This is a genomic window from Anaerolineae bacterium (assembly GCA_011176535.1).
Taxonomy (GTDB): domain Bacteria; phylum Chloroflexota; class Anaerolineae; order Anaerolineales; family DRMV01; genus DUEP01.
The window spans coordinates 1-25,362 of sequence record DUEP01000038.1 but is presented as its reverse complement, the minus strand read 5'-3'; the positions used below and the strand labels follow the sequence as shown (position 1 = coordinate 25,362).

General features: G+C 63.5%; 22 protein-coding genes. 4 read left to right on the top strand and 18 right to left on the bottom strand.

Annotated features, from left to right (window positions below):
• The coding region (locus G4O04_05135; GenBank protein ID HEY57906.1) for a tyrosine-type recombinase/integrase at window positions 1-506 on the top strand (506 nt) is incomplete at its 5' end.
• Between the two features lie 104 nt (window positions 507-610).
• Here the strand turns inward: G4O04_05135 and G4O04_05130 are convergent.
• Window positions 611-3,361, bottom strand: a complete 2,751-nt coding sequence (locus G4O04_05130) for a hypothetical protein (protein HEY57905.1) — start codon at window positions 3,359-3,361, stop codon at window positions 611-613.
• A 159-nt stretch (window positions 3,362-3,520) separates the two neighbouring features.
• Here G4O04_05130 and G4O04_05125 point away from each other — a divergent pair, with 159 nt between their 5' ends.
• Window positions 3,521-5,110 (top strand): amidohydrolase, encoded by a 1,590-nt coding sequence (locus G4O04_05125; protein HEY57904.1) that lies wholly within the window; start codon window positions 3,521-3,523, stop codon window positions 5,108-5,110.
• A gap of 2 nt (window positions 5,111-5,112) precedes the next feature.
• On the opposite strand, the gene G4O04_05120 is transcribed toward G4O04_05125, so the two are convergent.
• The 17 genes from G4O04_05120 to obgE form a co-directional block, all read right to left on the bottom strand.
• Entirely contained in the window at window positions 5,113-6,300 is a 1,188-nt protein-coding gene (locus tag G4O04_05120) for a hypothetical protein (GenBank protein HEY57903.1), read from the bottom strand.
• 55 nt (window positions 6,301-6,355) lie between these two features.
• Window positions 6,356-7,762 (bottom strand): hypothetical protein, encoded by a 1,407-nt coding sequence (locus tag G4O04_05115; protein HEY57902.1) that lies wholly within the window; start codon window positions 7,760-7,762, stop codon window positions 6,356-6,358.
• Entirely contained in the window at window positions 7,762-8,355 is a 594-nt protein-coding gene (locus G4O04_05110) for a hypothetical protein (protein HEY57901.1), read from the bottom strand. Before G4O04_05110 ends, G4O04_05115 begins: the two co-directional genes overlap by 1 nt.
• Complete coding sequence (locus G4O04_05105) at window positions 8,352-9,854, bottom strand: hypothetical protein (protein HEY57900.1); 1,503 nt, start codon at window positions 9,852-9,854, stop codon at window positions 8,352-8,354. The genes G4O04_05110 and G4O04_05105 overlap by 4 nt, the downstream gene beginning before the upstream one ends.
• Before the next feature lie 268 nt (window positions 9,855-10,122).
• Window positions 10,123-10,572: a glycosyltransferase family 4 protein gene (locus G4O04_05100; protein ID HEY57899.1), complete on the bottom strand. Its 450-nt coding sequence runs from the start codon at window positions 10,570-10,572 to the stop codon at window positions 10,123-10,125.
• Between the two features lie 136 nt (window positions 10,573-10,708).
• Window positions 10,709-10,999 carry an FmdB family transcriptional regulator gene (locus G4O04_05095; protein ID HEY57898.1) on the bottom strand — a complete coding sequence of 97 codons (291 nt, stop codon included), beginning with the start codon at window positions 10,997-10,999 and terminating at the stop codon, window positions 10,709-10,711.
• 70 nt (window positions 11,000-11,069) lie between these two features.
• Entirely contained in the window at window positions 11,070-11,513 is a 444-nt protein-coding gene (locus tag G4O04_05090; GenBank protein ID HEY57897.1) for an Hsp20/alpha crystallin family protein, read from the bottom strand.
• Window positions 11,514-11,800: 287 nt separating this feature from the next.
• Window positions 11,801-12,568 carry a response regulator transcription factor gene (locus G4O04_05085; protein HEY57896.1) on the bottom strand — a complete coding sequence of 256 codons (768 nt, stop codon included), beginning with the start codon at window positions 12,566-12,568 and terminating at the stop codon, window positions 11,801-11,803.
• Between the two features lie 12 nt (window positions 12,569-12,580).
• Window positions 12,581-12,820, bottom strand: a complete 240-nt coding sequence (locus G4O04_05080; protein ID HEY57895.1) for a hypothetical protein — start codon at window positions 12,818-12,820, stop codon at window positions 12,581-12,583.
• Between the two features lie 27 nt (window positions 12,821-12,847).
• Window positions 12,848-13,339, bottom strand: a complete 492-nt coding sequence (locus tag G4O04_05075) for an FHA domain-containing protein (GenBank protein ID HEY57894.1) — start codon at window positions 13,337-13,339, stop codon at window positions 12,848-12,850.
• Window positions 13,336-14,859, bottom strand: coding sequence for a DnaJ domain-containing protein (locus G4O04_05070; GenBank protein ID HEY57893.1), 1,524 nt, complete (start codon window positions 14,857-14,859; stop codon window positions 13,336-13,338). Before G4O04_05070 ends, G4O04_05075 begins: the two co-directional genes overlap by 4 nt.
• The gene (locus tag G4O04_05065) at window positions 14,850-15,812 is read right to left on the bottom strand and encodes a serine/threonine-protein phosphatase (protein HEY57892.1); all 963 of its coding nucleotides are present in this window, start codon (window positions 15,810-15,812) and stop codon (window positions 14,850-14,852) included. The genes G4O04_05070 and G4O04_05065 overlap by 10 nt, the downstream gene beginning before the upstream one ends.
• A 17-nt stretch (window positions 15,813-15,829) precedes the next feature.
• Window positions 15,830-17,716, bottom strand: a complete 1,887-nt coding sequence (locus tag G4O04_05060) for a serine/threonine-protein kinase (GenBank protein HEY57891.1) — start codon at window positions 17,714-17,716, stop codon at window positions 15,830-15,832.
• Window positions 17,717-17,855: 139 nt separating this feature from the next.
• The gene (locus tag G4O04_05055; GenBank protein ID HEY57890.1) at window positions 17,856-19,226 is read right to left on the bottom strand and encodes a glycerate kinase; all 1,371 of its coding nucleotides are present in this window, start codon (window positions 19,224-19,226) and stop codon (window positions 17,856-17,858) included.
• Between the two features lie 1,490 nt (window positions 19,227-20,716).
• Window positions 20,717-22,363 carry a sugar phosphorylase gene (locus tag G4O04_05050; protein ID HEY57889.1) on the bottom strand — a complete coding sequence of 549 codons (1,647 nt, stop codon included), beginning with the start codon at window positions 22,361-22,363 and terminating at the stop codon, window positions 20,717-20,719.
• Between the two features lie 65 nt (window positions 22,364-22,428).
• Window positions 22,429-23,097: a nicotinate (nicotinamide) nucleotide adenylyltransferase gene (nadD, locus tag G4O04_05045; GenBank protein ID HEY57888.1), complete on the bottom strand. Its 669-nt coding sequence runs from the start codon at window positions 23,095-23,097 to the stop codon at window positions 22,429-22,431.
• On the bottom strand, window positions 23,094-24,377 hold the full coding sequence (gene obgE / locus G4O04_05040) for a GTPase ObgE (protein ID HEY57887.1): 1,284 nt from the start codon (window positions 24,375-24,377) through the stop codon (window positions 23,094-23,096). Before obgE ends, nadD begins: the two co-directional genes overlap by 4 nt.
• A gap of 103 nt (window positions 24,378-24,480) precedes the next feature.
• On the opposite strand from obgE, the gene G4O04_05035 reads away from it, so the two are divergent.
• Entirely contained in the window at window positions 24,481-24,846 is a 366-nt protein-coding gene (locus G4O04_05035) for a hypothetical protein (GenBank protein ID HEY57886.1), read from the top strand.
• The coding region (locus G4O04_05030; protein HEY57885.1) for a hypothetical protein at window positions 24,843-25,362 on the top strand (520 nt) is incomplete at its 3' end. The genes G4O04_05035 and G4O04_05030, both read left to right, overlap by 4 nt.

The following is a 25,362-nucleotide window of genomic DNA, read 5'->3' as shown; positions in this document are numbered from 1 at the left end:
TTTTTCTGCTGGATACAGGAGTACGAGCCTCCGAAGCAGGGAAAATTGAAATCCGGGACATCAATTTTGAGGAGCAGACCGTCCTCGTCCGGGGCAAAGGAAGCAAAGAGCGGGTCATCCCCTTTTCCTCCGAAACGGCCCAGGCCATCTTAGCATATCTTGAGGAGCGAGGCATCCAACCTCGCTCCCAAAAATTTAGCCGCACCCCTCTTTTTGCAAGCGACAAAGGCCGTCCCCTGGACCGCCATGCCGTACGGCTGACCCTCTACAGAATTGGGAACAGGGCGGGAGTTTTCAAAGTTTACCCTCATCGGTTCAGGCATACTTTTGCCATTCAATTTCTGCGCAACGGCGGGAACGTGTATGCCCTCCAACGCTTACTGGGGCATTCGACGCTGGATATGAGCCAGCATTATCTTCACATTGTGTTGCAAGATGTGAGCAGGGAGCACGAGAAGGCTTCCCCTGTTTCCAATTGGAATTTGACACTTGGTTCGGGTCCGTGAGGTCGGCGGTTCAAATCCGCCCGCCCCGACTGTCAAAATCTCCCCATCCGGTTATTTGACAAATGGGGAGTTTTGTTTTTCTCTGGCTTTCCGACACGCTGGTGTTACTTTTCCACCCGCACGCGCACTTCGGCTTTGGCGCGGTTTCCTGCCTGATCCAGGGCCTCTACGGTAAGCACATGCTCTCCCAGGCGCAACGGCCACACCAGGGTAAACGGGGGCTCCGTGGTCTGCATCACAGGCCGTCCGTTGTCCAGCAAGCGCACCACCCGCACGCCGTAAGCATCCTCCACGTGCACCTTGACCAGCAAAACTTCTCCAGCCTGGTAAGCCACCTGCTCTCCCGAAGGGGGGTACAAAATCAACAGCCGGGGAGGCGTGCGATCCACCACCACCGGCAAGGTGTGGCTGAACACGCGCTGGCCCTGGGTGGTGACCACCAACTGCACCGTGTACAACCCTGCGGGGAAATCGGAAGTGTCCCAGGAACCTAAAACCCCTTGCTCCACGGGCTGATCTCCCTGGGCCACCGTGACCCAGGTTTGCGGGTTGATCCCTGCCCCCACCTGCACCCCATAACCGGTAAAGCCTTCCCCTGTGGCCGTCCCTTCCAAAACCACCTTTTGGCCCACATAGGCAAAGGGCGCGGGGGAAGTCAACCTTGCCTGAGGCGGCGGATTGGGGGGCACAATGAGATCGTAGGCCTGCGGTGCCAGCGGAACCCCCAGCCCTTCGGCCCACGAACGGGCCTCTGGGGGCACCTGCAGAAACACCCGCTCCTCGACCAGTTCCGGCGGGGTAAACACCGTGGCCAGCCGGCCCGTCTCGCGATTCACAGCCAGACGGCGATAGAGCGTATCCGGCGATGTGGGTTCATTCCCCGAGAGAAACACTTCATTCACCACCGTGGGGCACTCCGCCGTCGGCAACAAGCCCGAAGGATAGCACACCGTCATGGTGCTCACCTCGGGCGGCGTTACCCAATCCTTGACGGGAAGGTCGGCCAGAGCGTACTGGGCCAGGGCATGCCAAAGCGCCAGCGCGGCAGCTCGCGCCTCCCCTTGAGGCACGGCCACCACCACGGCCACCACCCGCTGGGGCGTGTAGCCGAACACCCACACCACCTGCCCCTGACGCGCCTGCCCCACAAAAGCCGCCACCGGACGACCGATTTCCAGGGGGTTGGGGTGCCCAAAGGCCGACCAACGGGCCGGGGCGTCGCGCAACACATGGGTGACCAGATAGGCCAACCCGGGGCTCAGCACCGTGCGGCGTGGCGGTTTTTCCCACCCCAGCAAAATCTGGCCCGCAGCCGTTTTGGCTTCCAGCAGCGCCGGAGGGCGAGGTTGGGCCCGGCGCCCTATCGGCTCACCGAGGAGCGTCCCCAAAGTGGCCAAAGGGGTCAACGCATAAGCCATATCCAACAGGCTCAGGTGCCCCTTCTCGCCCAGCAGCCAGGCATACACCTGGCTTCCATCCGTCACGGGCAGGCCGACCAGCCCCGCCTGACGGGCCGTCTGGAAAACGGTATCGCCGCCCAACTGAGCGACCAACCCCAAAGCGGGCACCGTGTAACCGTTAGCCAGGGCCATGCGCAGAGAGAGGGGGCCGTGGAACACCCCGTCGGGATTGCTCGCTTCCACCCCCGGGGGCAGCGTGGCCGGGATGTCCCAAATCAGGGCCCCCGGGGACAGGCCCCGACTAAAGGCGGTCAGATAAACCCAAGGGGCCAGGGCCATCCCCAGAGGGTAGGTTTCCCAATCTTTTCCCGGATACCCTGCAAAAGCCAACAGATGCCCGGTGGCAGTATCCAGCACTACCGCCTCTGCCCGCCCCCCGGAAAGCGGCTCCCGGAACGCCGAGGCCGGCAGAAGGCGGGCAGCTTCGCAATCGTCCGTCGCCTGGGCATCGATCACGGCCTGAGCCAGGCACTGAGCCTGTTGCTGTAGATCAGCGTCGGCCGAGGTGCGCAACATCAGGCCCCTGCTGGGTGCAGGCCAGTGCAGAGCCTCCACGGCCTGTTGCAGCGCCAAGCGCGCCAGCCAGGGCAAAGAAGAAGCCGACGGTACCAGGGGAGAAGAAAGGGGCCGAGCGGCGATCTGCTGCGCTTCCTCAGAGGTCAACACTCCGGCCTCAACCAGCCGGGTGGCCCAGGCGTCGCGTCGCTCCTGGGTCAACGCCGGGCTAGACAAAGGGTTGATGTCCGGCGCCAGGGCGACGACGGCCAGGGTGAGCGCCTCATCCAGCGTCAATTCCCGTGCACCATGACCAAAGTACCAGCGCGACGCCGCGTCCAGCCCATAGGCCTCATTGCCCAGGGGCACGGTGTTCAGATACCAGGTCAACAGAGTGTCGTCGTCGTATCTCTGGCGCACCTGGCGAGCCAGCAGGGCCACCCGCCAGGTCGCAAACCTCCCCTCTCGGTCCTCAGGCAATAGCCAGCCACGCACCAGGCGCCGAGCCACCGCCTCAGCCGGGTCGCTCACCTCATCGGCCGCGGCCAGCACCGCCCGAAACACGGGAACCACCTTTGGGGGGAAGGCCGACAGGGGCAAGTACAACCCAGAGGGGGTGTTCCACCGCCCCAGCGGTTCGCCACGGCGGTCGGTGATGGTCGTTACCCGGTAAATCCGCCCTTGAGGGAACGCCACCCAGGTCGCCAGGGCCTCGGGAGACGGCAAATCCGCCGTCACCTGAGCGTAAAACCAGGCCGCCAACGGCGTCACCAGCGAAACCCCCAACACAGCCAGGGTCACCAACGTCCAGGCCCACTGTCCCCAGCGATGCTGCCGACGCCGCGCAGGGGCCTGTTCCCGTCGGCGCCGAAAACGCAAAACCCACCACACCCTCTGCATGGTTTTGATTGTACCCTAAGTTGAGTCAAGCGACTTGCATTGCCTTATGGCGCTTGATGTGATATGTTGAACCCGGCGAGGAGAGATGAAGGCAGCGGCTCTCCGGTCAAAAAACGGCCCGATGGCTGCCACACAACGCCAGCGCAAGGAGTGTACCCCATGGAATTGCTGAGTAACGCCCGGATTTATACTTTCTCCGCCACCCAACCGGTGGTCGAGGCGCTGCTCATTGGCCCCCAGGGCAAAATCCAGGCCATAGGTCGTCAAGAAGACCTGCGGGAGGCCTATGCCACCTGCATCCAGCGGGAAGAAGATTTGGGCGGGGCCACCGTACTCCCCGGGCTGACCGACGCCCACATCCATCTGCGACACTACGCGCTCAACCTGCGCAAAGTGGACTGCGCCACGACCACCAAAGAGGCCTGCTTGGCGCGCGTCGCTCAACGCGCACGCCTGACCCCACCCGGCCAATGGATCCTGGGCCACGGCTGGAACCAAAACGACTGGGGGGATGCCTTTCCTACGGCCGCCGATCTGGACAAAGTGGCTCCTCATCATCCGGTGTATCTGACAGCCCAATCGCTGCACGCCGCCTGGGTGAACAGTACAGCACTGGCCCAGGCCCACATCACCGCCCAAACCCCAGACCCGGCCAACGGACGCATCGGCCGCGACGACCAGGGGCGCCCCAATGGCCTGCTTTTCGAAGGGGCGATGCGTCTGGCCTCTCAGATCATCCCCCCGCCCACGGAAGAGGAAACCCTCGCCGCCCTGCGCCACGCCCAAGAGACCCTGTGGGGCTTGGGCATCACCAGCGTGCACGATTTCGATCGCGTTCCGGCCTTCCGCGCCCTGCAACGGCTACACGAAAGGGGCGAACTGCGCCTGCGCGTACTCAAAAACCTCCCCATCGAGGCCTTGGATGCGCTCATCGAGGCCGGCCTGCGGTCCGGTTTCGGCGACGACTGGCTATGCCTCGGCGGACTCAAAGCCTTTGCCGATGGCGCTCTGGGTCCACGCACAGCCGCCATGTTCCAGCCTTACACGGATCGCCCCGGAGAGCGAGGCATGTTGCTGCTGGATGCCGAGGCTATCCTGGCCTTTGCCCGCCGTGCCGTGACGCATGGCCTCAGCCTGACCATCCACGCCATTGGCGACCGGGCCAACCACGAAGTGCTCAACGCGTACGAACACCTGCGCGCCTACGAACGCGCCCAGGGGCTCCCCCCTCTCCGCCACCGCCTCGAACACGCCCAGTTGCTCCATCCGCAAGATGTACCCCGCCTCGGGAGGCTGGGAGTGATCGCCTCCATGCAACCCTTCCACGCGCTCAGCGACCGCCCCTTTGCCCAACGCGCCTGGGGCGAACGCTGTGCTACGGCCTACGCCTGGCGCAGCATCAGCAACCAGGGCGCCGTGCTTGCTTTCGGCTCCGATGCGCCGGTCGAAGCGCCCAACCCCTGGCTGGGGCTATACGCCGCCGTGCAACGGGCGCCTCTGGACACCCCGGAGCAGGCCTGGTATCCCCAAGAGCGGCTCTCCCTCCAGCAAGCCCTGGCTGCCTACACCACCGGTCCGGCCTATGCCGCCGGATGGGAAAACCACCTCGGGCGACTAGCCCCAGGCTATGCGGCGGATCTCATCGTTTTGCGGCACGATCCCTTTCGATTGCCCCCTGAAGCCCTCCCCTCCCAACGCCCTCTGGCCACGATGGTGGGCGGGCGTTGGGTCTGGCAGGCCTCGCCTTAACCTCAGCGCAACGCCTTCAGTGTGCGCTCGTAATCCTGCAGCCACTCCTGAGCCAGGGCAACCAGCGCCTGCAAACGCTTGCGGGTCTGCTCGTCGCTCATGTTCAGGAGGTCGGTCAACATCTGGGCTTGTTCCTGGAGGCGGGCCAAATCGGCGTGGAGTTTCTCCAAGCGGCGATCCAGATCGCGGCCTTTTTCCTCCTGGGCCAGGACATAATTCGCCCAGCGCTTTTGATCGTCCGCCTTGAACGCGTGCCACTCCTGGCGGAAGCGGTCTTCAGCGAGCCGCTGCATTTCGGTAATCTCGCGGATGCGGCGATCGAGCCGCTCGGTCATCTCCTCAAAGCGTTGTTCGGCCTGCCGCAAGTTGCGCAATGTTTCCTGCCACGCCTCCACATGGGCTTCCATTTGCTGGGAGAGACGCTCGATTTCCCCAAAGCGGGCTTCCCACTGCTTCCACATCCGTTCACGGTCAATCTGCTGGCGCATCTGGCTCTCGATGAACTCCTGCTGCTCCTGCAAGCGCGCATCTTCGGCAGCCCGCAATTCGCCGATGCGTATCTCCACTTTCTGTAACTGCTCGCCGAGCAACTGCAACTGCCCCAGCCGCTCCTCCAGACGCTTCCGCAGGGCGCTGACCTCGCCTTGCAGGTCGCTCAGACGCCGGGTCTCGCGGTCCTGCGCCTCTTGCAACAAACGCGCCGTGCGTTGCTGCTCCTCCCGCAGTTCGTCGATGGCTCCCATGCGATATTCCACTTCAGCCAACCGACGATTGACCTGATTAAAGGTGTCTTTGGTCTCTGCCAGGCGGGATTCCAAAGAGGGCCATTTCCGGGCCTCCTGCTCCAATCGCTTGAAGTCGGTTTGCAAGTCCTCCACCTGTTGCTTCAGCCACTCCACTTCCGGTTTCCACGAGGCCTGTATCCGCTCTTCCTGTTCCGCCAGTCGCGCAGCAGCGGCTTCTTCATGTTCTGCCAGCCTGGCTTCCAGGTGATCCATTTTGGCCAGCATGGCTTTCAGGTGTGCCACCTCATCGTTCAACCCCTTGACCTCATCACGCGCCCCACGCAACTCACCTTCCAATGCCACCAATCGCTCCTGCAAGGAGGCAATGGTCGTCCGATCCTTACGGCGCTCTTGCTCCAACCACTCCATACGCTGGAGAATTTGTTCGGGATTAAACTCCGCCATCGACGCACCTCATCCATCATGCGGGTTTGTTCGCCGCCATTATAGCACGGGGCAATCACGGCCCCGGCGATTGCAACCAGAGCCGTTGAACTATCTCGATCAGAGGAACCACCCACAAATCCGGGAGAAGCCCACCCAACACGACCAGGAACAGCGTCATGCCCAAAGGGAAAACATCTCCCCAGGCAAATTTGCGCTCCGTGGGCGTCTCCTGCTCTCCAGCCCCCGTAAACAACCCCCCTACCAGACGAAAAGCCCCACCCACCAACCCCCCTGTTCCCAACAAAGCCCCTCCTAACGCCCAGAGGGAAGTACGAGCCAGGGCCTCCCACAACGCCATGCGGGTGGGAAATCCAGGCAACCATGGTACCCCGGCCAGGGTCAACGCTGCCACCACCACGCTCACCGACGCCAACGGATACGCCCTGCCCAAGCCCAACAAACCCCGAAAAGCCAACCCGCCACCAACGATGCGCAACCTCGCCAAGCCAGTCCCCCAAAGCGCCAAAGCCACAAGGCGCACCACCCAGAGGAGGAAGAACAAGGGCACGCCTTCCTGAGCAGGCAAACTCAAAGCCACGAGCATCATGCCCGCCTCGGCCAGCACGGCATAGCCCAGCATCCGACCTGCATGACGCTGAAACGGGGCCATAAGCCCACCCAAAGCCCACATCAAAACGCCCACAGTGCGCAACCAGAGCAGAACCCGGGCTTCTCGAACCCAGGGCAGGCCATAGAGAAACCCCATCGCCCAGGTGCCCACCACCCCGGTGGTCAACAAAACAATCCACACCAAAGCGTGCGGCGAGGTCTCTTCGCTGAGGAGAGAGATAGGCGAATGGAAGGGGAACAAGGCGAGCAGCAAGGCCACGCCCAATCCCAACAGCCCGACCGCACGCAGGCTGAGCGGCGTTGCACCGCCCCCCTGGTTGAGGGAAAGCAACCAGCCAGCGTACAACAACAGAGGAACGGCCAGCGTTTGAAACGCCAACCAACGCACCGCCCCTCGCGCCTGGGGCGCTTCCCGGTGCACCAACAAGGGGAGACTTCCCCAGGCGGCCATGGCCATCAGCAACACGGCGTACAACGGAGGGCGTACTGCCAAAGCCCCCACGCCCAGAGCTATCGTCATCAGAGCTAGGCCGGGGGCGTACGCCGGTGCGCGGGCGGCATACGCCCCTGCCATCCAGAGCACCAGCCCAGCGTAAAGCATGATCAGCCATGGCCGGGCCGCATCGGGCAACACAAACTGGCGTCCCAGCACGACCATGCTGGCGTCCAACCGGAAGGCCCATCGTCCCCACAACACGGCTGCCTCAATGGGAACCACTGAAGCCACGGACAGCAGCACGAAGCCCAACGCCCCCGCCCACCACGCCCCTTGCCGGGTAGGCGGTCGCCAGACCAGCAACACCAGCCCCAGCAATCCGGGGAGAAGCATCCAGAGCCAGGGCGCTTTCATCACCGCTCCTCCCCAACGGGGGCAAGTAACAGCGTGATGTAGCCACATCCCAGAGCCACGGCAATCTCCAACACCGCCAGCAAAGCCGTGACCAGCAATGAGGTTTCCAACAACGCGTAGAACACGCCAAACCCACCCAACACCAGCAACAAACCCTCCGTCACCCGCAAGGGATGATGGCTCAAGCCCACCTGCATCAACCCCAACAGCACCATGGTCAATCCCCCAAAGACGCGCGGCAGGCTACTTCCGGGGAACCAGGACAATGCCTGGGGGGCGAGCGACAGTGCCACCAGCATACCCAACACACCCACAGCAAGGCGCAAAACCGTATCGCCCAGGTCGAACGACTCCGGCTGCGCTGGGGCGGCCTGCTGGCTCAATCCCAGGATGGCCGCCGTCAACCAACCGGCCACCAGCCAGGCCGCCGCCTGCGCTGGCGGCCAGGCACCCAACAGCAGGGCGAAGACCCCCAACTGGGCGACCGCCAGCCAGGCCACCAACACCCGCCACCGGGCGGCCACCAGGCTCCCCCACGCCGCCGTGACCATGGCCCCAGCGGCCATCACCTCCAACACCTGGTTTTCGTTCATCGTGCCCCCCTGGTCATCCAGATGATCAATCCGCCCAGCAGCACCATGGCCCACAACACGCCGCCTTCCCCTTCCATCAGGGCCGTGATAAAGGCTATGCTGCGTTGCAGACCCCGGTACAGCGACCAGAGGGTATCTGCCAGGGCTTGATGCGCCCGTTGGCTCCCGCGTCTCCATGGGCCTGGTTCGCTGGCGACAGGCCAGCGTTGGCGCCAGCGGCGCACGCCGAACCATACCCCAGCCCCCAACGCCAGGGCCAGCCAGGCCCACCCCACCAGACCGCCATTCCTCAGCGAAAGGCTCCAGCGAAGGGCTGCCACGCCCGGCAAAGCCAAACCCAGGAGATACGCGCCCTGAGCGCCCACGGGAAGGGCCGTCCCCCGACCTTGACGGTTCGCACGCCAGAGGTGCCTTCCCACGCCCACGCCGAGCAACAGCCAGGCCCCAAAGAGCGCCATTCGCGCGCTCGGCCCCAGGCGAAGCCACAGGGCCCGCACGGCCCCGCCCGGCGATCCAGGCAACAAGGCCAATGAGGCCAACAACACCCCCCAAGCCGGCCAGGTGAGCCACCCCCCACCTGCGCCCGCATCGGCCAACACGCCCCACATTATGGCCAGGGCCGCCAGAGCGACGAGGGCATCCCGTTGGCCCTGGGCAGCGGCCCACACGGCCCACGCCCCCAACGCCATCCCCACACCGTCGCCCGCCCGTGGCGGCGGTCCAAAGGCCACCACCAATGCCCCTACCAGGGCCAATGCCCCAATGAACCCTAACGCCACGCCCTCAACCCCAGAGGGCCAGAAACGCAAGGCCATCAGCGTGAGTAATATCTGGCTGCGCCGCAAAAGCCCTCCTGAGCCTCGAAGAGCACCCTGGACCTGATCCGCCGTCACATCCCAAAGTTGCCAAACCAGACGCCACATCACCGCAAAGGTCAAAAGGGCCGCCGCGGTGGACGCCGGCACAAAGAGGCTCCCCAGCAAGCCCAACCAGCCGACACTGCGCCCCCACGCCACCGCCACCGCCTGGGAATGTTTTTCGGCCCGCGAGTCAATCAACGCTGCCGTGAGCGCCACACCGTCCAACAACACCCAGACCCACAACAAAGTCAGGGGATTGCCCGCCAAAGCCCCCAACGAGACCACGCCGCCCAGGGCCAGCACGCCGGCCCAGATGCGTCCGTGGGGCCGTTCTGCGGCATACCCCACCACGGAGAGCAAGGCCGCGGCCGGAAGGCTCAACGCCAGCAGAAACCAGGGCCAGTTTTCCGCCGAAACCACCCACTCAGGACCCCCACCCCCCAAGCCTGCCCCTTGCCAGGGGAAAGCCCACCCTACGGGACGGGCCGGTGCGCCCAAACCACCGCCCACGAAAAAGGCGAGCAGGGCCACCAACGCCGAAAGCCACCACGCGCCACGACGGTGACGACGGGTGCCATAAATCAGCCCTACCCCTCCAGCGCCTATCCACAGCAAAGCCACGGCCCATAATCCCGTCACCATTGTCTCCCAAGCGCAAAGTTCCCTACCGGTTGGCTGGATTATAGCATGGCTCACCAGGCCTCAAGTGCGCATGCTGCTCCCCCCTGCGCCATCCATGTTCCACAAATCGCTCTGCGCCGGGATTTACGCTGTCTTTCCCCTGAAACGGCTCGGCCCCGTATCCCCTTCCAACCGACAACGACACGGTCGCGGTACCCTGCTCAGGCAAGACCTCCCTTCCAACAAATCGGCCAACACGGGCAATACCGCCTCATAGGAGAAGTGTTCACGGGCCAATTGATAATTGCGCTCCACCATGCGCCGCCGCGTAATACAACGGGGCCCGCCAGCGTCGCGCCAGGGCGCGCAATTCCTCCAGATACCCCCAGTCTTCATCGCTGGCATGGTGCGAAATGGTCAACACAGGTTCCTTGTTCAGCAACCGACGCCGGTTGGGCCAACGGCGCAATTGGCACACCAGGGACAGGGCCAATTCGATGCCTTTACGGCGCACTACCCGGGTCGGCTGCAAAATCAACAGATGCTGGTCGTTCAATGGCAACGCACGCCGCAAATCCGCGTTCCGATGGGTGATACCCGGTGCCGTCTGAGAAAAGTCGAAGATGTTGGGCACCACCACACTGCCCAAACGGCGAAAGATCGCCGCCCACTTGCGGGTCTCCAATGAAACTCCGTCGGTGCCAGCCATCCGGGTGGACACAAAACCGATACGCATATCCGCTTCTATGCTCTCCGACAAGCCGTTTTTGGTTCCGTTCTTTTGATTATGCTCGAGAACCGCCGGCCGGGGAAAACATAACGCGGCGGAAACTTCCTCCGCCGCATCCGCTGCTTCTTATCGGACCTGGGAATCACGCTGCCTGAGGCGTCGCCTGAGCCTTGGCTTCGCCTTTGACCGTCTTCTCCTCAGATGGAGTGACCTTCTTTTCGGACGATTTAGGGCCTTGCCCATTACCGTTGTTTCGGCCGTGATCCGTCACGTAAAAACCGCTCCCCTTGAAGACAATGGCCGGAGGGCGATAAAGGCGCACGACACGAGCATGTCCCTGAGGGCACTGGATACCTTCCAAAGACTCCTGGAAAGAATAATAACGCTCAAAAACGATTCCGCATTCCTCACAACGAAAGGTGTAGTGGGGCATGGTTCTCTCTCCACAAGTAAGGAATACCGGGGAGGATAGACCTCCCCGGTGAGCCTGGCTGCGGGATGGATCATTTCTTCGCCTTGACGGTGATGGTCTTGGGCCGCACTTCCTCGGCCTTCGGCAAGGTCAAAGTCAGGATGCCGTTCTCAAATTCGGCTTGCGCCTTGTCGGCCACCACGGGAACCGGCAGCTGGATGGTGCGGGTGAAAGTGCCAAAGCGGCGCTCACGGATGTGGTAAGTGGCATCCTTTACCTCTTCCTCAGCCTTGACCTCACCCTTGATGGTCAACACATCACCCTGCACCGTGATGTTCAGATCTTCCGGCTTCACACCCGGCATGGTAGCCTTGACCACCACCGCTTCAGGCGTCTGGTACATGTCGATCAGCGGCAACAACCCCGCACCGTCGGTCAAGCGCAGCGGCATGGTGAAGGCCTCGTCAAAGAGCCGATCCATGGCTTCCCGGAGCGTCATCAATTCGCGGAAGGGTTCCCACCTGGTCAGCGTCATATCTCACCTCCTTTTATCCCCTCAGCGGAGGGGAGAATGGCCGTCTCAACCCTTGCGGCACTCTTAACATAGCGCCTTTTTGTTAGAGATGCATCAGAGAAAAATTAGCGTTTCATCAAAAGTGCACCCTTGACTGCCTTTCGCGGGATGAACATTTCAGCGTGGCCAACATCTCCCGCGCCGGTGAAGCAGGACGCCAAAGGAGAGCAGGTGGCCCCATCATCGGGGGCTGATAAAAAAACGGCGCTTGCAAGAGGCGCCGTTGCTTTTTCAATTCTTTTCCAGTATTACCCCCTGGAGGCCGTATCTCCCTCCTGGTTTTGCGACGAGGCTTGTTGTTGCCGCAAACGGCGAAAATCGACGAACCGATACCCCACACCCCGCTCGGTGAGGATGTATTTGGGATTGGACGGGTTCTCCTCCAGTTTCTGGCGCAGATAGTTGATGTAGAGCCGTACATAGTGATGCTCCGAGCCGTACTCATAGCCCCACACCTTGCGCAGCAACTGCTCATAGGTGAGCACCCGTCCGGCATTTTGCACCAGATGGTAAAGCAGGCGGTACTCGGTGGGGCGCAGTTTGACCAACTTGCCCTCCACCCACACCTCGCGGCGGTCGAAGTCGATCTTCAGCCGATCGTCCACTTCGATGACGCCCGACACTGTGCCGCGCGCCGCTTCCACCCGTCGCAACACCGCCCGTACACGGCTCACCAACACTCGCGGGCTAAACGGCTTGGTAATGTAATCATCGGCTCCCAGATTCAATCCCCGCACGATGTCCTCCTCTGTGCTGCGGGCCGTGAGCATGATCACAGGCACGTCGCTGAACTCCCGCAACAGGCTCAACACCTCAAATCCGTCCATTTCGGGCATCATCACATCCAACAGCACCAAATCTGGTAAATCTTCCCGGACACGGTCCAGCGCCTGGCGGCCATTGAAGGCCACCAGCACCTCAAAGCCATCGTGTTCCAGGTTGAGCCGGATGAAGCGCACCATGCGTTCTTCATCGTCCACCACCAAAATCCGATAGTGCCGCTTTTCCTGCATCATCCCTCCTTCCGCTTATTCACGCACAAAGCCGATGATTTCCTGTTCCTCGAGGGAGGGCAACACCTCAATCAATGTGACCCGATTGATGGGGAAAAGCACCGTGGTCACCTCGGGTTCGATGTAATGCACATCTTTGCCATCCCGTCGTCGAGGGTTCTTGAGCACAATCAGCGTATCTTGCGGCGAAGGGAGGTCGTCCACTTCGCCCACAATGGGTTCTTCGTTGGGCAGATGCAACAACAAGGTAGGCATCGCGTCCCTCCAAAAACGGTGAGGTCTTCAGGTCGTGAACAAAAACACCTGCAGCGGAAAAGTCCCCAACAGGACCTTGTCTTGATGCCGCAACGGGTAGGGGACATGGGGGCGCAACCGCAGTCCGTTGAGGAAAGTGCCGTTGGAAGATTGGAGGTCGATCAGGAAAACCCCGTCGGGGGTGACCCGCAACGCAGCATGCACCCGAGAGACTCCGTGCTCATATCCGCCGTGGGATGTCAAATCCACATCCACGGCCCTGGTGTCAATCTGGCGGCCCAAGGTCCATTCCCCGGTGCCGCGCAGAGTCACCACCTGGCCGTTGGGAAGATGCAACTCCACCCGGGCCACCGCACCGCTGGGCTCTGGCTTGGGCTCGGCCGCCGACGACACCGTTCCATAATGGTTGCGGTGCAAGTTCTGGGTGGTGCTTCCCTGCTCCAGCAACGGGGCGCCGCACTCAGGGCAAAACAGCGTGCCAAAAGGCAACGTTTGACCACAATGCGTGCAGACATTCATCCCCCACGCTCCTCATTCAAGAGTTGCGGTGGCGGCAACAGGGCCCGGGTGCCAAAACGCATGGTCTTGGCTGCATCGGGCGAAAGACGCGAAGTGCGCCGCAATCGCGCCAGTTCCCGTTGCACGGTGCGCGCCATCTCCACCTCGCCGCTCATCAGCAAACGGGTGGCCAGATCCTCAAAACGGCGGGTGGCCTCCAGCCAACGGCCCGCCTCGGCGTCCTGGCGGGCTTTTTCCTGCAGGCGATACAAAGTGGCCCGGTTGACCGCTTCCACCAACACAGGCGGCGGCTGCAAATCGGGCACCTCCTCTTTGATGGGCAATCGGAGCCGAAAAGCCAAACGATGCCAAGGTTGGGCGCGGGAGGGAATGGCAAACACGAACTCCGCGGGCAGGGTGAAGTGGCGCGCTGCACGTTGAGCCTGTTCCAGGGCCAGAGGTTCAATCTGCCATTCGAACAACAAAGTCATCGGCTGATTGGTATACAACGCCCCCAAGGGCAACGGGAACCGCGGCTCCAAGGCCTCGGCCGCCGGTGTCAGGCGAAACACCTGCTGCAAATGCACCCCTTCCGGCGGATAAAAAAACACTTCAACCCCATCGGCCAGAATATGGCCCAAATCACGCATCTGCTCCCGCAGCACGGCGACCAAATCGCTGCTCTGCGCGATATGCTGGCAAATCCCCCCCGTGATCCTGGTCAACTCTACCAAAAAATTGTCGTTCCAATCACTCCCGATCCCCAAAGCGTCGATGGCGACTCCCTGGGCCGCCGCCTTGCGGGCCAACTCCAGACAGGCCGCCTCGTCGCCGTAGGTATGCCCGTCGGTGATCAACAAAACGCGATTCACCCGCTCCGGGGAATAATAGCGCAGGGCCTGCTCGTAGGCGGTTTCCAGGCCCCGCCGGATTTCCGTTCCCCCCCGCGGGTTGAGCCGCCGCACAGCGGCCAACACACGCTCCTGATCTCGTCCCTGCATCGGCGTCGCCGGCACGAGCACCTCGGCCCAATCATCAAAGGCCACCAGGGAAATCACATCCCCTTCGCCCAGTTGCTCCACAATTTCCGTCGTCGCCTGTTTAAGAGCTGCCATCCGGGAGCCCTTCATGGAAGTCGAGCGATCCAGTACCAGCACCAGGTTGAGCAAAACCGACTCCTCGGTGCGCTCGGCCACAGGCTGCAAGGTGAGCATCAAATACAGCACCAAAGGCTCTTGGAGAAGCGGGAGATGCGGCAAACTGACCTGGTAGCGCAAGGTGACCAGGTCTTCAGCCTCGGCCAACGCCGGCAACTTGCGGTCATAACGGGCCCGCCGCTTGGGGTCTCTGAGCGTCTCGAAGGCCTCTTGAATGCGGAGGAACTGCTCTGTGGCCTCAGGCGAAGGGTTGCGATCCGGATGAAAACGGCGTGCCGCCAGGCGATAGGCCCGCTGGAGCTCCTCCGCCGTGGCATCTCGGGGCACGCCAAGGAGCGTGTAATAGTTGTCCCAAACCGCATCCAAGGGCCTCTTTACCTCCATCCAACTGCCTCCCCAAAGCGCAGTACGATCACGGAAATGTTGTCCGGCCCACCTCGCTCGTTGGCCTGGTGCACCAAACGGGCACAGGCCTCCAGTGGGGTCGCCGCTTCCTGCACGATGGCGAGGAACTCCTCGGCGGGCACCACGCCCCAAAGGCCATCCGAGCACAGCACCAAATGGCCCGCCTTGGGCAAAGGAATTTGGAAAACATCCGGCTCCAACGGCTCGCCTTGGCCCAGGGCACGATACAATACATTGCGCTGCGGGTGGACCGCCGCCTCTTCCTCGGTTAACTGGCCCAATTCCTCCAGACGTTTGACGAGCGAATGGTCTCGAGTGAGCACCTGCAGGCGCCCCTCGGGGTAAACATAACACGCACGGCTATCGCCCACATGAGCAATGGTGATGTGCTTGCCCACCAGCAAGGCAGCCGTCAAAGTTGTTCCCCCGCCAGGGGCTGCCTGCAACACGGCCTGATTGGCCTCGGCCACCGCGTGCCCTATCAATTCCAGCAAAGGCACACCCGGCGCCGCGGTGGGGTCAGCCATCAAGGGGTCGAGCAAATGGGTTTCGATATACCGGGCCAAGGCCCGGATGGCGGCAGCGCTGGCCACCTCGCCAAACCGATGCCCGCCCATACCATCCGCCACGGCATAGAGCCCGAAGGGCACCTCATACTCGCCGGCCGCCAAAGTCAGGGTCTGCGCCAGAACCGCGTCCTCGTTGTGCTCGCGCTGCAACCCGGTGGAGAGGCCCACCCCCACCTGCCATTGAGCGGGTCGCAAGGGAAGGCCATCGGCCAGCGCCTTCTGAAACACTTCCGCAGTGTCCAGCGGGCGAGTATCCGGCAAAGGTGCCGTCTGGGAAGAGATTTCCTCTCCGGTGGAAGGCGCGGCTTCACCGGAAGCCATGCTCCGCAGCCGCTGCCATAAGCGTGCCAATGCTTCCTTCATACCCGCTCCCTTGCCCGTCAAATCAACAGGGCGTAGAGTTGATGATCCAACGAGCCGATGTAAAGCATCTTTTCGCTCAACACCGGCGTAGCCGTGATCGCCCCCCCGGTCTCAAAGGCCCACAACTGACGTCCCTGCTCCGCGTCCACGCAATAGAGTTTACCATCCACAGAGCCAAAGTACACCCGACCCTGGGCAATGCGCACACCTCCCGAAACCTGATGCTCCGTGGCAAAACGCCAGACTTCCCGCGAAGAGCGGGTATCCACGCAATACAGATGCCCATCGGCGGAACCGACATACACCCGTCGCTCATGGACTACCGGAGAAGATATCGAGCCACGCCCCATGCGGAAGCGCCACAACACCCAGCCGGCCTCGGCATCAAGCGCATAAAGCATCCCGTCGACCGAGGGAACGAACACCGCATGCTCCTCCCACGCAGGTGAAGCGGTCACCGCCCGTTTGGCCCGAAAGCGCCAGATCTCTTTGCCTTGCATATCCAAGCAGTAAACCTCCCCCCCTTCCGTGCCAAAGTACAGACGTCCATCCACCACCAAAGGGCGAGAGCGAATCATTATTTCGGCGTCAAAACGCCATATCACCCGCCCCGTGGTGCCTTGCAAGGCATACAAATGGCCATCGTCGGAGCCGATAAACACCATGCCTTCCGCCTGGGCAGGCGAACCACGTACCGGCCCTTCGGTGATATGCGTCCACACCACACGCCCGTTCTGCCAGTTCACGGCGTAAATGGTGTGGTCTTCCGAACCAAAGACCAGCAACTTGCCCACGATGACCGGCTGGGTAACCACCCCTCCATGGGTGGGGAATTTCCAAACCAGGCTGCCGTCCCCCGCATCCAGGGCATACAAGTTTTGGTCATAACTCCCAACGAACACCCGGCCTTCGTGTACCAGAGCTGAGGAGCGAATCTCATCCTCCGCTTTGAAGGTCCAGATGGCTTTGTGCTCGGGTTCCACAGCAGGTGGACCTTCCGCCAACTGCACGGTGGCCCCGCCGGACAACAAGCCCGTTTTGTAGCCCACCGACAATAAGGCCTCTTTCATCTCGCGGGCGCTCTGGAAACGGTTGGCAGGGTTGTACTCCAGGGCCCGCATCACCACCGCCTCCAACTCCGGGGGCACGGCGGGGTTCACTGCCCGAATGGGCCGACTGTCAAAGGAAAAGGGCGGTTCCACACGGGGATCCTGACGGGTAAGCAAATGATGCAATGTGGCCCCCAGGGCGTAGATATCCACCAGCGGTGTGGCCTCACCACGATACTGCTCAGGGGGGGCATAACCTTCCGTGCCGATCATGGTGCCCTTTTGTGCCCCCTGAAACAACTTGGCAATCCCAAAATCCACCAACACCACCCGGCCGGACTGGTTGATCATGACGTTGGAAGGTTTCATATCCCGAAAAATCACCGGGGGGTTGTGCGTATGCAGGTAATCCAACACATCGCAGAGTTCCACAGCCCACCGCAGCACTTGCTCCACCGGGAAAAAACCCTGAATCTCACTGAGCAGCATCTCCAGGTCTTTCCCTTGAATAAACTCCAGTACCAGATAGGCGCGATGGTTGAGCAGGAAATAGTCGTAAATTTGGGGAATGGCGGAGTGACGCAGACCGGCCAAAATGTGCGCCTCGCGCTCGAAGTGCTTATAAATGTTTTCCCGCACCACCGGATCCCGCGTGTTGGGCACCATCTCCTTGATGGCGACCAGCCGCACCATATTGGGGAAATGCATATCCCGGGCCCGGTAGACTGCGCTCATCCCCCCGGTACCGATGACCTCCTGAATGAGGTAACGGTCCGCCAGCATGGCGCCGGGTTGCAGGTGCTCCCCCAAAGGGGATGGTTCCTCGGCCGAGGGAGAAATGTGTTGGGTTTCCAAAGCCGATCCCCTTTCCTGAAATCGTTTTACCTGAGGGAATTATAGCCTTTTCATCCCTGAAGCGCAAACCGGGCAACGAAAATCCTCAAAGTTGGGCAGAAAGCCCTGCCCCTACAGGGGCGTTGCCCCGCGTTCACTCTCAGGAGATGGTGAGCAACAGCGTCAAATCGTTCACATTGGTGCGGGTGGGGCCAGGACGCAGCAAAGCACCCAAAGGCGCGAAGAAGTCGTAGGCGTCGTGGCGGGCCAACGCTTTGCGGGGATCACGCCCCAGCGCCCAGGCGCGGGTCAGCGTCTCGCCGTCCACCACAGCCCCGGCCGCGTCGGTGGGGCCGTCGGTGCCGTCGGTGGCGAAGGCCACCAGCAAAGCGCCCGGCATCCCGGCCAGGGGGTACACCGCGGCCAGCGCCAGTTCCTGATTGCGTCCACCCCGTCCATGGGGCCCGGCGCCCAGCGTCACCGTGGTCTCGCCGCCCCAGATCAGGCAGGCCGGGCGCTGCAGCGGGCGTCCATAGACGGCCATCTCGCGCAACACAGCGGCCAGCGCCCGCCCGACCTCCCGCGCCTCGCCCTCCAGGGTGGTGGTGGCAATGGCTGCGTGGAAGCCCAAACACTGCGCCTCGGTCAGGGCCGCCTCGGCCGCCACCCGCACGCTGCCCACGATGTGGTGCCGCACCCGCGCGAAAAGCAGATCGCCGGGTTTGGGCGTCTCAGGGATCTCGCCGCGCAAACCGGCCTGCAAGCGTTCCCGCACGGCCCGCGGCACGCGCTCGGCCAACCCGTAGCGCACCAGCACCGCCCAGGCCTCGGCGAAAGTGGTCGGGTCGGGCGCAGCCGGGCCGGAGGCGATGGCGTCCAGGGGGTCGCCCAGCACATCGGAAAGCACCAAAGCCACCACCCGCGCCGGGGCGGCCAAACGGGCCAACTGTCCCCCTTTAAGGCGTTCCAGGTGCTTGCGCACGGCGTTGACCTCGGTGATGGTCGCCCCCGAGGCCAGGAGCAAATCTGTCGTGCGCCGCAGGTCTTCCAATGAGAGCGGTGGGGCCGGGCTGACCAACAAAGCCGACCCGCCGCCGGAGAGCAAGAGCAGCACCAGATCGTCGGCCCGGGCCTGCGCCAGCAGGGCCTCGATGGCCTGGGCCGCCTGCACGCCCCGCGCATCGGGCACCGGGTGACCGGCCTCGCGCACCTCCAGGGGCGGCAAGGACGGGCCGGCATGGCCCGCTTTGGTCAAGACTACCCCGCCGTGCAGATGGTCGCCCAACACCTCCCGCGCGGCGTAGGCCATGGGGTAGGCCGCCTTGCCCACAGCCACCACCCAGATCCGCCCCTGTGACGCCACGGAGAGCCTGGTTCCGGCGACCTGCAACACCCTCTGATGGGCGTCGTACGCCAACGCCCGCCGCACGGCCATCGCGGGCTCCACGGCCTGCAGCGCCGCCTCCAAAATACGGGCCACCGCCTCGCCCAGAGGATGTTGGGCCAGATAGGGCGAGCGTAAATCGAGCATCGGGCCTCCTCTCTCGGCGCCCTCGACCGCTGCACAGAAGCCTGCTTAGAGCCACGGTGTCCTCCACCACAGCCCGGCTATCCTGAGGGCGCACCAGCGTATCCATCACCACCGCCCGCGTCTGCCAAGGCGTCATCGCCGAGGGAAAGGCACGCAGGCGCAAAGGGCGCACGAAGCCACAGTCCACGCCCGGAGAACCCTCTGCCGTCAACCGAGAGACCCAAAGGTCGAAGGGGCCATCAGGGGACTGCGGCCAGGAAACGCCAACCACGGCAAAACCGCCCCCGGGCAAAGGGCGCACCGCATTGGGCCAGTCCCACCCACCCTCGAAGCGGGTCTGCCATCCCAGGTTACCTTCAGCATCCAGGCGGAACAGCAGCCAATCCCAGTCGTCCCCCTCTTCCACATAGGCCGCTATCACCGCGCCATTGTCCTGGGTGCCCGTGGCCGCCAGCGCCCCGACCCACACCTGGGGCAGCGCGTACACTTTTTGCCACACCACGGTGCCGTCCAGGCGCAATCGAACGACCCACACATCCCCGCTGAGGTCGGGGCTGAACGAATCGGTATGCCCCGGCAACAGCACATCGCCATTCGCCAACAGGGCAAAGCCGAACATCTCCTCCTCATAAACGCCGCCGAAGGCCCGCTGCCAAAGGACCCGCCCATCAGGAGCCAGGCGCAGCACCCAGAGGTCGGTGTCCTCCTCATCTTCGCCAAAGGAAGAAGAGACGGAAGCCACCAGGTAACGTCCCTCCCGGTCCACCAGCGCTTTGACCACACGTTCGTCGTAATCCCCGCCCCCGCCGTCTTCCCCAGGGCCGCCGTACGTCCTGGCCCAGCGCACCTCTCCCTCGGGGGTCAATTTCAGCACCCAGTAGTCCGTCTTACCCGCGCCAAAGGAGGCCGTTCCACCGGCCACCAGGAGATCGCCCTCGGGGGTGATGTCCACCGACCACGCCTGCTCATCCTGAGGCCCACCGTAGGTCTTCTGCCACTGGATGTCCCCTGCGGCATCCAGTTGCACCACCCAGACATCCTGACCGCCCGCGCCGAAGGATGCCGTGTATCCCACGGCGGCGAATCCACCATCCGCCATGGGATGGACATCGAGCAGGCTTTCATCGCCCGGCCCGCCGTAAGTCTTCTGCCAAAGGATGTGCCCCTCCCGGTCCAACCGCACCACCCAGGCTTCGCCTGCCGGATCCCGAAAGGAATCGCTGGAGCCGGAAACCACCATCCCCCCGTCGGGTAGGGCCCATAACCCTTCCATCTCCTCGCTGCCTTCCCCGCCCAGGCGCAGCGACCAGGCCTCGCCCCCCGGCGGCACCGTGGCTGCCTCACAGGGCACCGGCGTAGGGGAAAGCGGGGATACCCCACGGCCCACCCAGGGGGGAGCAACGGCCCAGCCCCCACACCAACGCCAGCCCTACCACGGGCCAGCGCGTCCATGCCCACACCAAGGAACAGGGAAAACGGCGCACAACGGTTTACTCCGGCACCAGCCACAGGGACTGATAGGGCACCAAGGTCAGCGGCAGCCCTTGAGGTCCAGCCTGGTAGACCCCCTCGGCGATCAGGTCCCGCCAACGGGGAGCAGGATGTTCCAGCGGGAGCAGCACCTCCTGCGGGCGGTCGGTCAGGTTCACCAAAGCGTACAGGGGGCCCTCAGGAGCGCCCCGGCGCAGGGCGACGAGGGCCGGCCCCAGGTCAAGCACCGTCTGCGGGGCCTGGGGATGAAAGGCGGGGTGCAAGGCACGGACCTCCAACAAATGGCGATAAGCCGCCAGGATGCGCGCCGCGCGGTCGTCGGGCGTGGACAGGCGAGCCTCCAGGTTGGGATAGGCGAATTTCTCCCGGTTGAGGGAGCGGGGCTGGCCAGTGCGCGCGAAGCAGGCACCGCAGTTGCGCGAGCCAAAGAGGGAATGCACATAGATGCCCGGCACGCCCGCCAGAGTGAGCATGATAACCTGCGAGGCCAAGAAGCGCGGGATGTCGTGCTCGCTGGGCCGGTGGGGGTCGTTGAGGGCGTCGTACCAGGTAAGGTTGAGTTCGTAGGGCGCCTGGGAGCCGTCAGGACGGGCATAGGTGGAAACGCGCCCGCCGTGGGCCAAAGCGGTTTCGGCCAGGGCAGCGATTTCCTCGCCGCTCAGCCACCCTTCGGCCGGGCGCACGCCGATGCCGTCATGGGAGGCCAGGAAGTTGAAGAAAGTGGTCGCCGGGGAGGGCGTGCGCAGAGTGCGCGCCCAGGCGGTCAGGCGGCTGCCGTCGCCGGTGAGCAAAGCATGCAGGGTGAGCGGCGGCAAGGTGAAGTTGTAGACCAGTTGGGCCTCGTCGTATCCATCGCCAAAGTAGGCGATGTTCTCGGCATGGGGCACATTGGTCTCGGTAATGAGCAACACACCGGGCGCCACCTCGTCGAGCACCGCGCGGAAGAGTTTGACCACCGCATGGGTCTGGGGCAGATGAATGCACGGCGTGCCGATTTCCTTCCAAAGATACGCGATGGCGTCCAAACGGATGAGTTGCGCGCCCTGGGCCACATAAAAGAGCAACAGGTCCACGATTTCGAGCAGCACCGCCGGGTTGGCGTAGTTGAGGTCGATTTGATCGGCGCTGAAGGTGGTCCAGACATGTCGGGTGCCGTGGGCGGTCTCCACGGGGGTGAGCAGCGGCCAGGGGCGGGGACGCACGACCTGCGAGAGGTTGGTCTGGGGGTTCACCACGAGGAAATAATCCGTGTAGGGCGCTTCCCCGCGCAAAAAGCCCTGGAACCAAGCCGATTGGCGGGAGATGTGGTTGATGACCGCGTCGAACATCAACCGGTAATCCCGGCCCAGGGCGTGGATGTGCGGCCAATCGCCCAATTGGGGGTTGACGCGCCGGTAATCGATGACCGAAAACCCATCGTCGGAGGAATAAGGGAAGAAAGGCAGAATGTGCACCCCGGAGATGGCCTGTCCCAGATGGTCACGCAAAAAACGGTGCAGCGTCTGGAGGGGCGGCTCGTCTGGTGCGCGGAACTGATCGCCGTAAGTGATGAGGAGGGCGTCGCGCTGGGTCAGGCGCTCATGGGGGGGCGGCGCTTCGGCGAGGTGGGGATGCGCGCGCCGGAAGGCTTCCAGGCGGCGTTGCAAGGCACGGGCAGCCTCATCGCCGCGCGCAGGGCCGTAAAGGAAACGGAGGAGGTCGTCGATACGCTTCACCCCACCCCTCCCAAGGGCTCTTGTGCGGCGACGTCTCTGGTGGAAGCGACCACCTCCCGGTACAATCCCCAGCGGTCGATCAACAGGGCGACAGCGGGCGGCAGATAGTATGCATAAGGCCGCCCCTCGGCCACCCGGCGGCGGATCTCCCGCGAAGCGATCTCCAACAGCGGGGCGCGCATCTCCCGCACTCTGGCCCGCAGGCCGGGCAAACGCGCCTCCAGTGCCTCCAGGTGCACCTCTTCGCCCGGGCGACGCATCACGCCAATCTCGTCCACCAGGCGCAAAATCTCCTCGGGCTGGCGCCAGGTGGGCAGGCCCACCAGGGAATCGGCGCCCACCAGGAACACCAACGCGTCGTCGGGGTATAGCCCGCGCAGAATGCGCAGGGTGTCTACCGTGTAGTGGGGCCCGGGGCGCTCCATCTCCACCGTGCTCAACTCGAAAGCCGGGTTGTCGCCAATGGCCGCATACACTAAAGCCGCCCGCAGAGGCAAAGGCGTATGGGGTTCGCCCAACTTGTGCGGCGGTTGAGGCGTCACCACCCACAGCACCTTGTCCAGCCGCAACTGGTCCAATGCCTCGGCCGCCAGAATGAGATGACCCAGATGGGGCGGGTCAAAGGTCCCACCGAAGATACCCAGGCGTCGTCTGGTTCGGCTCACGGAAACGGCTCCTCTTCGTCCACCCATTCCAGGGCATAGTCGCCGATGTACACCGTGTCGCCGGGCTGGACCCCGGCTTCCCGCAACGCCTGCTCGATGCCTAAGGCCTCCAGGATACGATGGAAACGCCGCACCGAGGCTTCCAACTCCCAATAGGTCATGGCCGCGGCACGCTCCAAAGCCTTACAGTGGACCCGGAAACCGTCCGCGACCTTCTCGATGGTGAACTCGCGGGGGTCTTCAGCCGGGCGATAGACAGGGAGAGTCTCCTCGGCTTTCGGGGGAGGCAACTCCTGCAAGCGCGCATGAGCCCGCCAGAGCACCTGGCGCACGCCTTCACGGGCCAGGGCGGAAAGGGGGAAAACCTCATAGCCCCGTGCCTCGATGGCCGCCTTGACCTCAGGCCAGCGCTCCTGCACCTCGGGGAGGTCCATCTTGTTGAAAGCCACCACCTGCGGCTTCTCAGCCAGTTGGGCGTCAAAAAGGGCCAGTTCGGTGTTGATTTGCGCAAAATCGGCCACCGGGTCGTCACTCAGGCCGTCCAGCAAGTGAATGAGCACCCGCGTGCGCTGGATGTGCCGCAGAAAGTCATGCCCCAGGCCCACGCCCTGATGGGCCCCCTCGATCAAACCGGGGATGTCGGCCAGCACCAGGGTAGTGTTTTCGTCCAGTTCAGCCACCCCCAGGTTGGGTACCAGGGTGGTGAAGGGGTAGGGGGCAGTCTTGGGGCGGGCGTTGGTCACCGCCGCCAGGAAGGTGGACTTGCCCGCGTTGGGCACGCCCACCAGGCCCACATCAGCGATCAAGCGCAGTTCCAGGCGCAGGTTACGCTCCTCGCCCGGTTCGCCGCGCTCGGCCATGCGGGGCGCCCGGTTACGCGAGGTGGCAAAGCGGGCGTTGCCCCGCCCGCCACGCCCACCGCGAGCCACCACCAGACGCTGGCCGGGCTCGGTCAGGTCGCCCAGCAATTCTCCGGTCTCGGCATCGTACACCACCGTCCCCGGCGGCACCTCGACGAGCAGGTCCTCGCCCGACTTTCCCGTGCGGTTGTTCGGCCCTCCGCGCCCGCCGTTCTGGGCCACGAAGCGCCGCTGATGGCGAAAAGTCGCCAGGGTGTTCAGATGCGGATTGACCACCAGCACCACATCGCCGCCCCGCCCGCCGTCGCCGCCATCCGGGCCGCCCTTGGGCACATACTTCTCCCGCCGGAAGTGCACAATACCGTCGCCCCCCTTCCCCGCCCGCACATAAATCGTGGCCTCATCGATAAAATCGCTCATGCCATCACCATGGTTACTTTTGCCAGGGATTTGACCTGATTATACCGCGCGCCGCTGGACAGTCCCTGCGACCTGTGGCACAATAGAACCCCAGGAGGTTCCTGTGACCGAGCGGCGCAAACGCTGGCTGCGCTTCCTCTTTGCCATTGCGGTCGGCCTTGGCCTTGGCCTGTACTACGGCTGGGTGATCAACCCGGTGGAACTGGTGGACACCACCCCGGCCACCTTACGCCAGGACTACAAAACCGACTTCGTGCTCATGGTGGCCGAGGGCTACCATCTCGACGGCGATCTGGACAAAGCCCGCCAATACCTGGCCCTGTTAGGCGAAGAACCCGCCACCATCACCGCCCAGGCCCTGCAATACGCCACGGAAATCGGCTATGCTCCACCCGACCTGTACCTCATGCGCGACCTGCTGATGGTTCTACGCCAGGCCGCGCCTGCGTCCACCAAGGAGTCTCCATGAACCGCCGTCGTCGTCGGGAGCCCTTTCCTTGGTACATGCTGACCGGGCTGGTCATCGGTCTCGGCCTGGGGCTCTTCATCGCCTGGGGCCTGGCCCCGGTGGAGTATGTGGACACCCCACCGGCCAGCCTGCGCGACGACTTCAAAGACCTCTACCGCCTGCTCATCGCCCGCGCGTACCTTTACGATGGGAGCGTGGCCCGGGCGCGGGCCCGCCTGGCCCTGCTGCACGACGAAAACCCCATGCGCGCTTTAGCCGCCCAGGCCCAACACGCCCTGGAGCAAGGGCAGCCGGAGCGCGACATCCGCGCCTTAGGCAGCCTGGCCGCCGCTCTGGGCGAGACCGGAGCCTCGCTCACCCAAAGGCTGTCCACACCCTCCCCCTTCCCGGTGTGGACCTTTACCCCCACTCCTACGGCGACCGCCAGCCCCACGGCCACGCCGGTGGTGTTCCCTGGGGGCACCCCTTCCCCTTCACCCTCCCCCACCGGCTATCCCACCCTGCCGCCCACCCCCA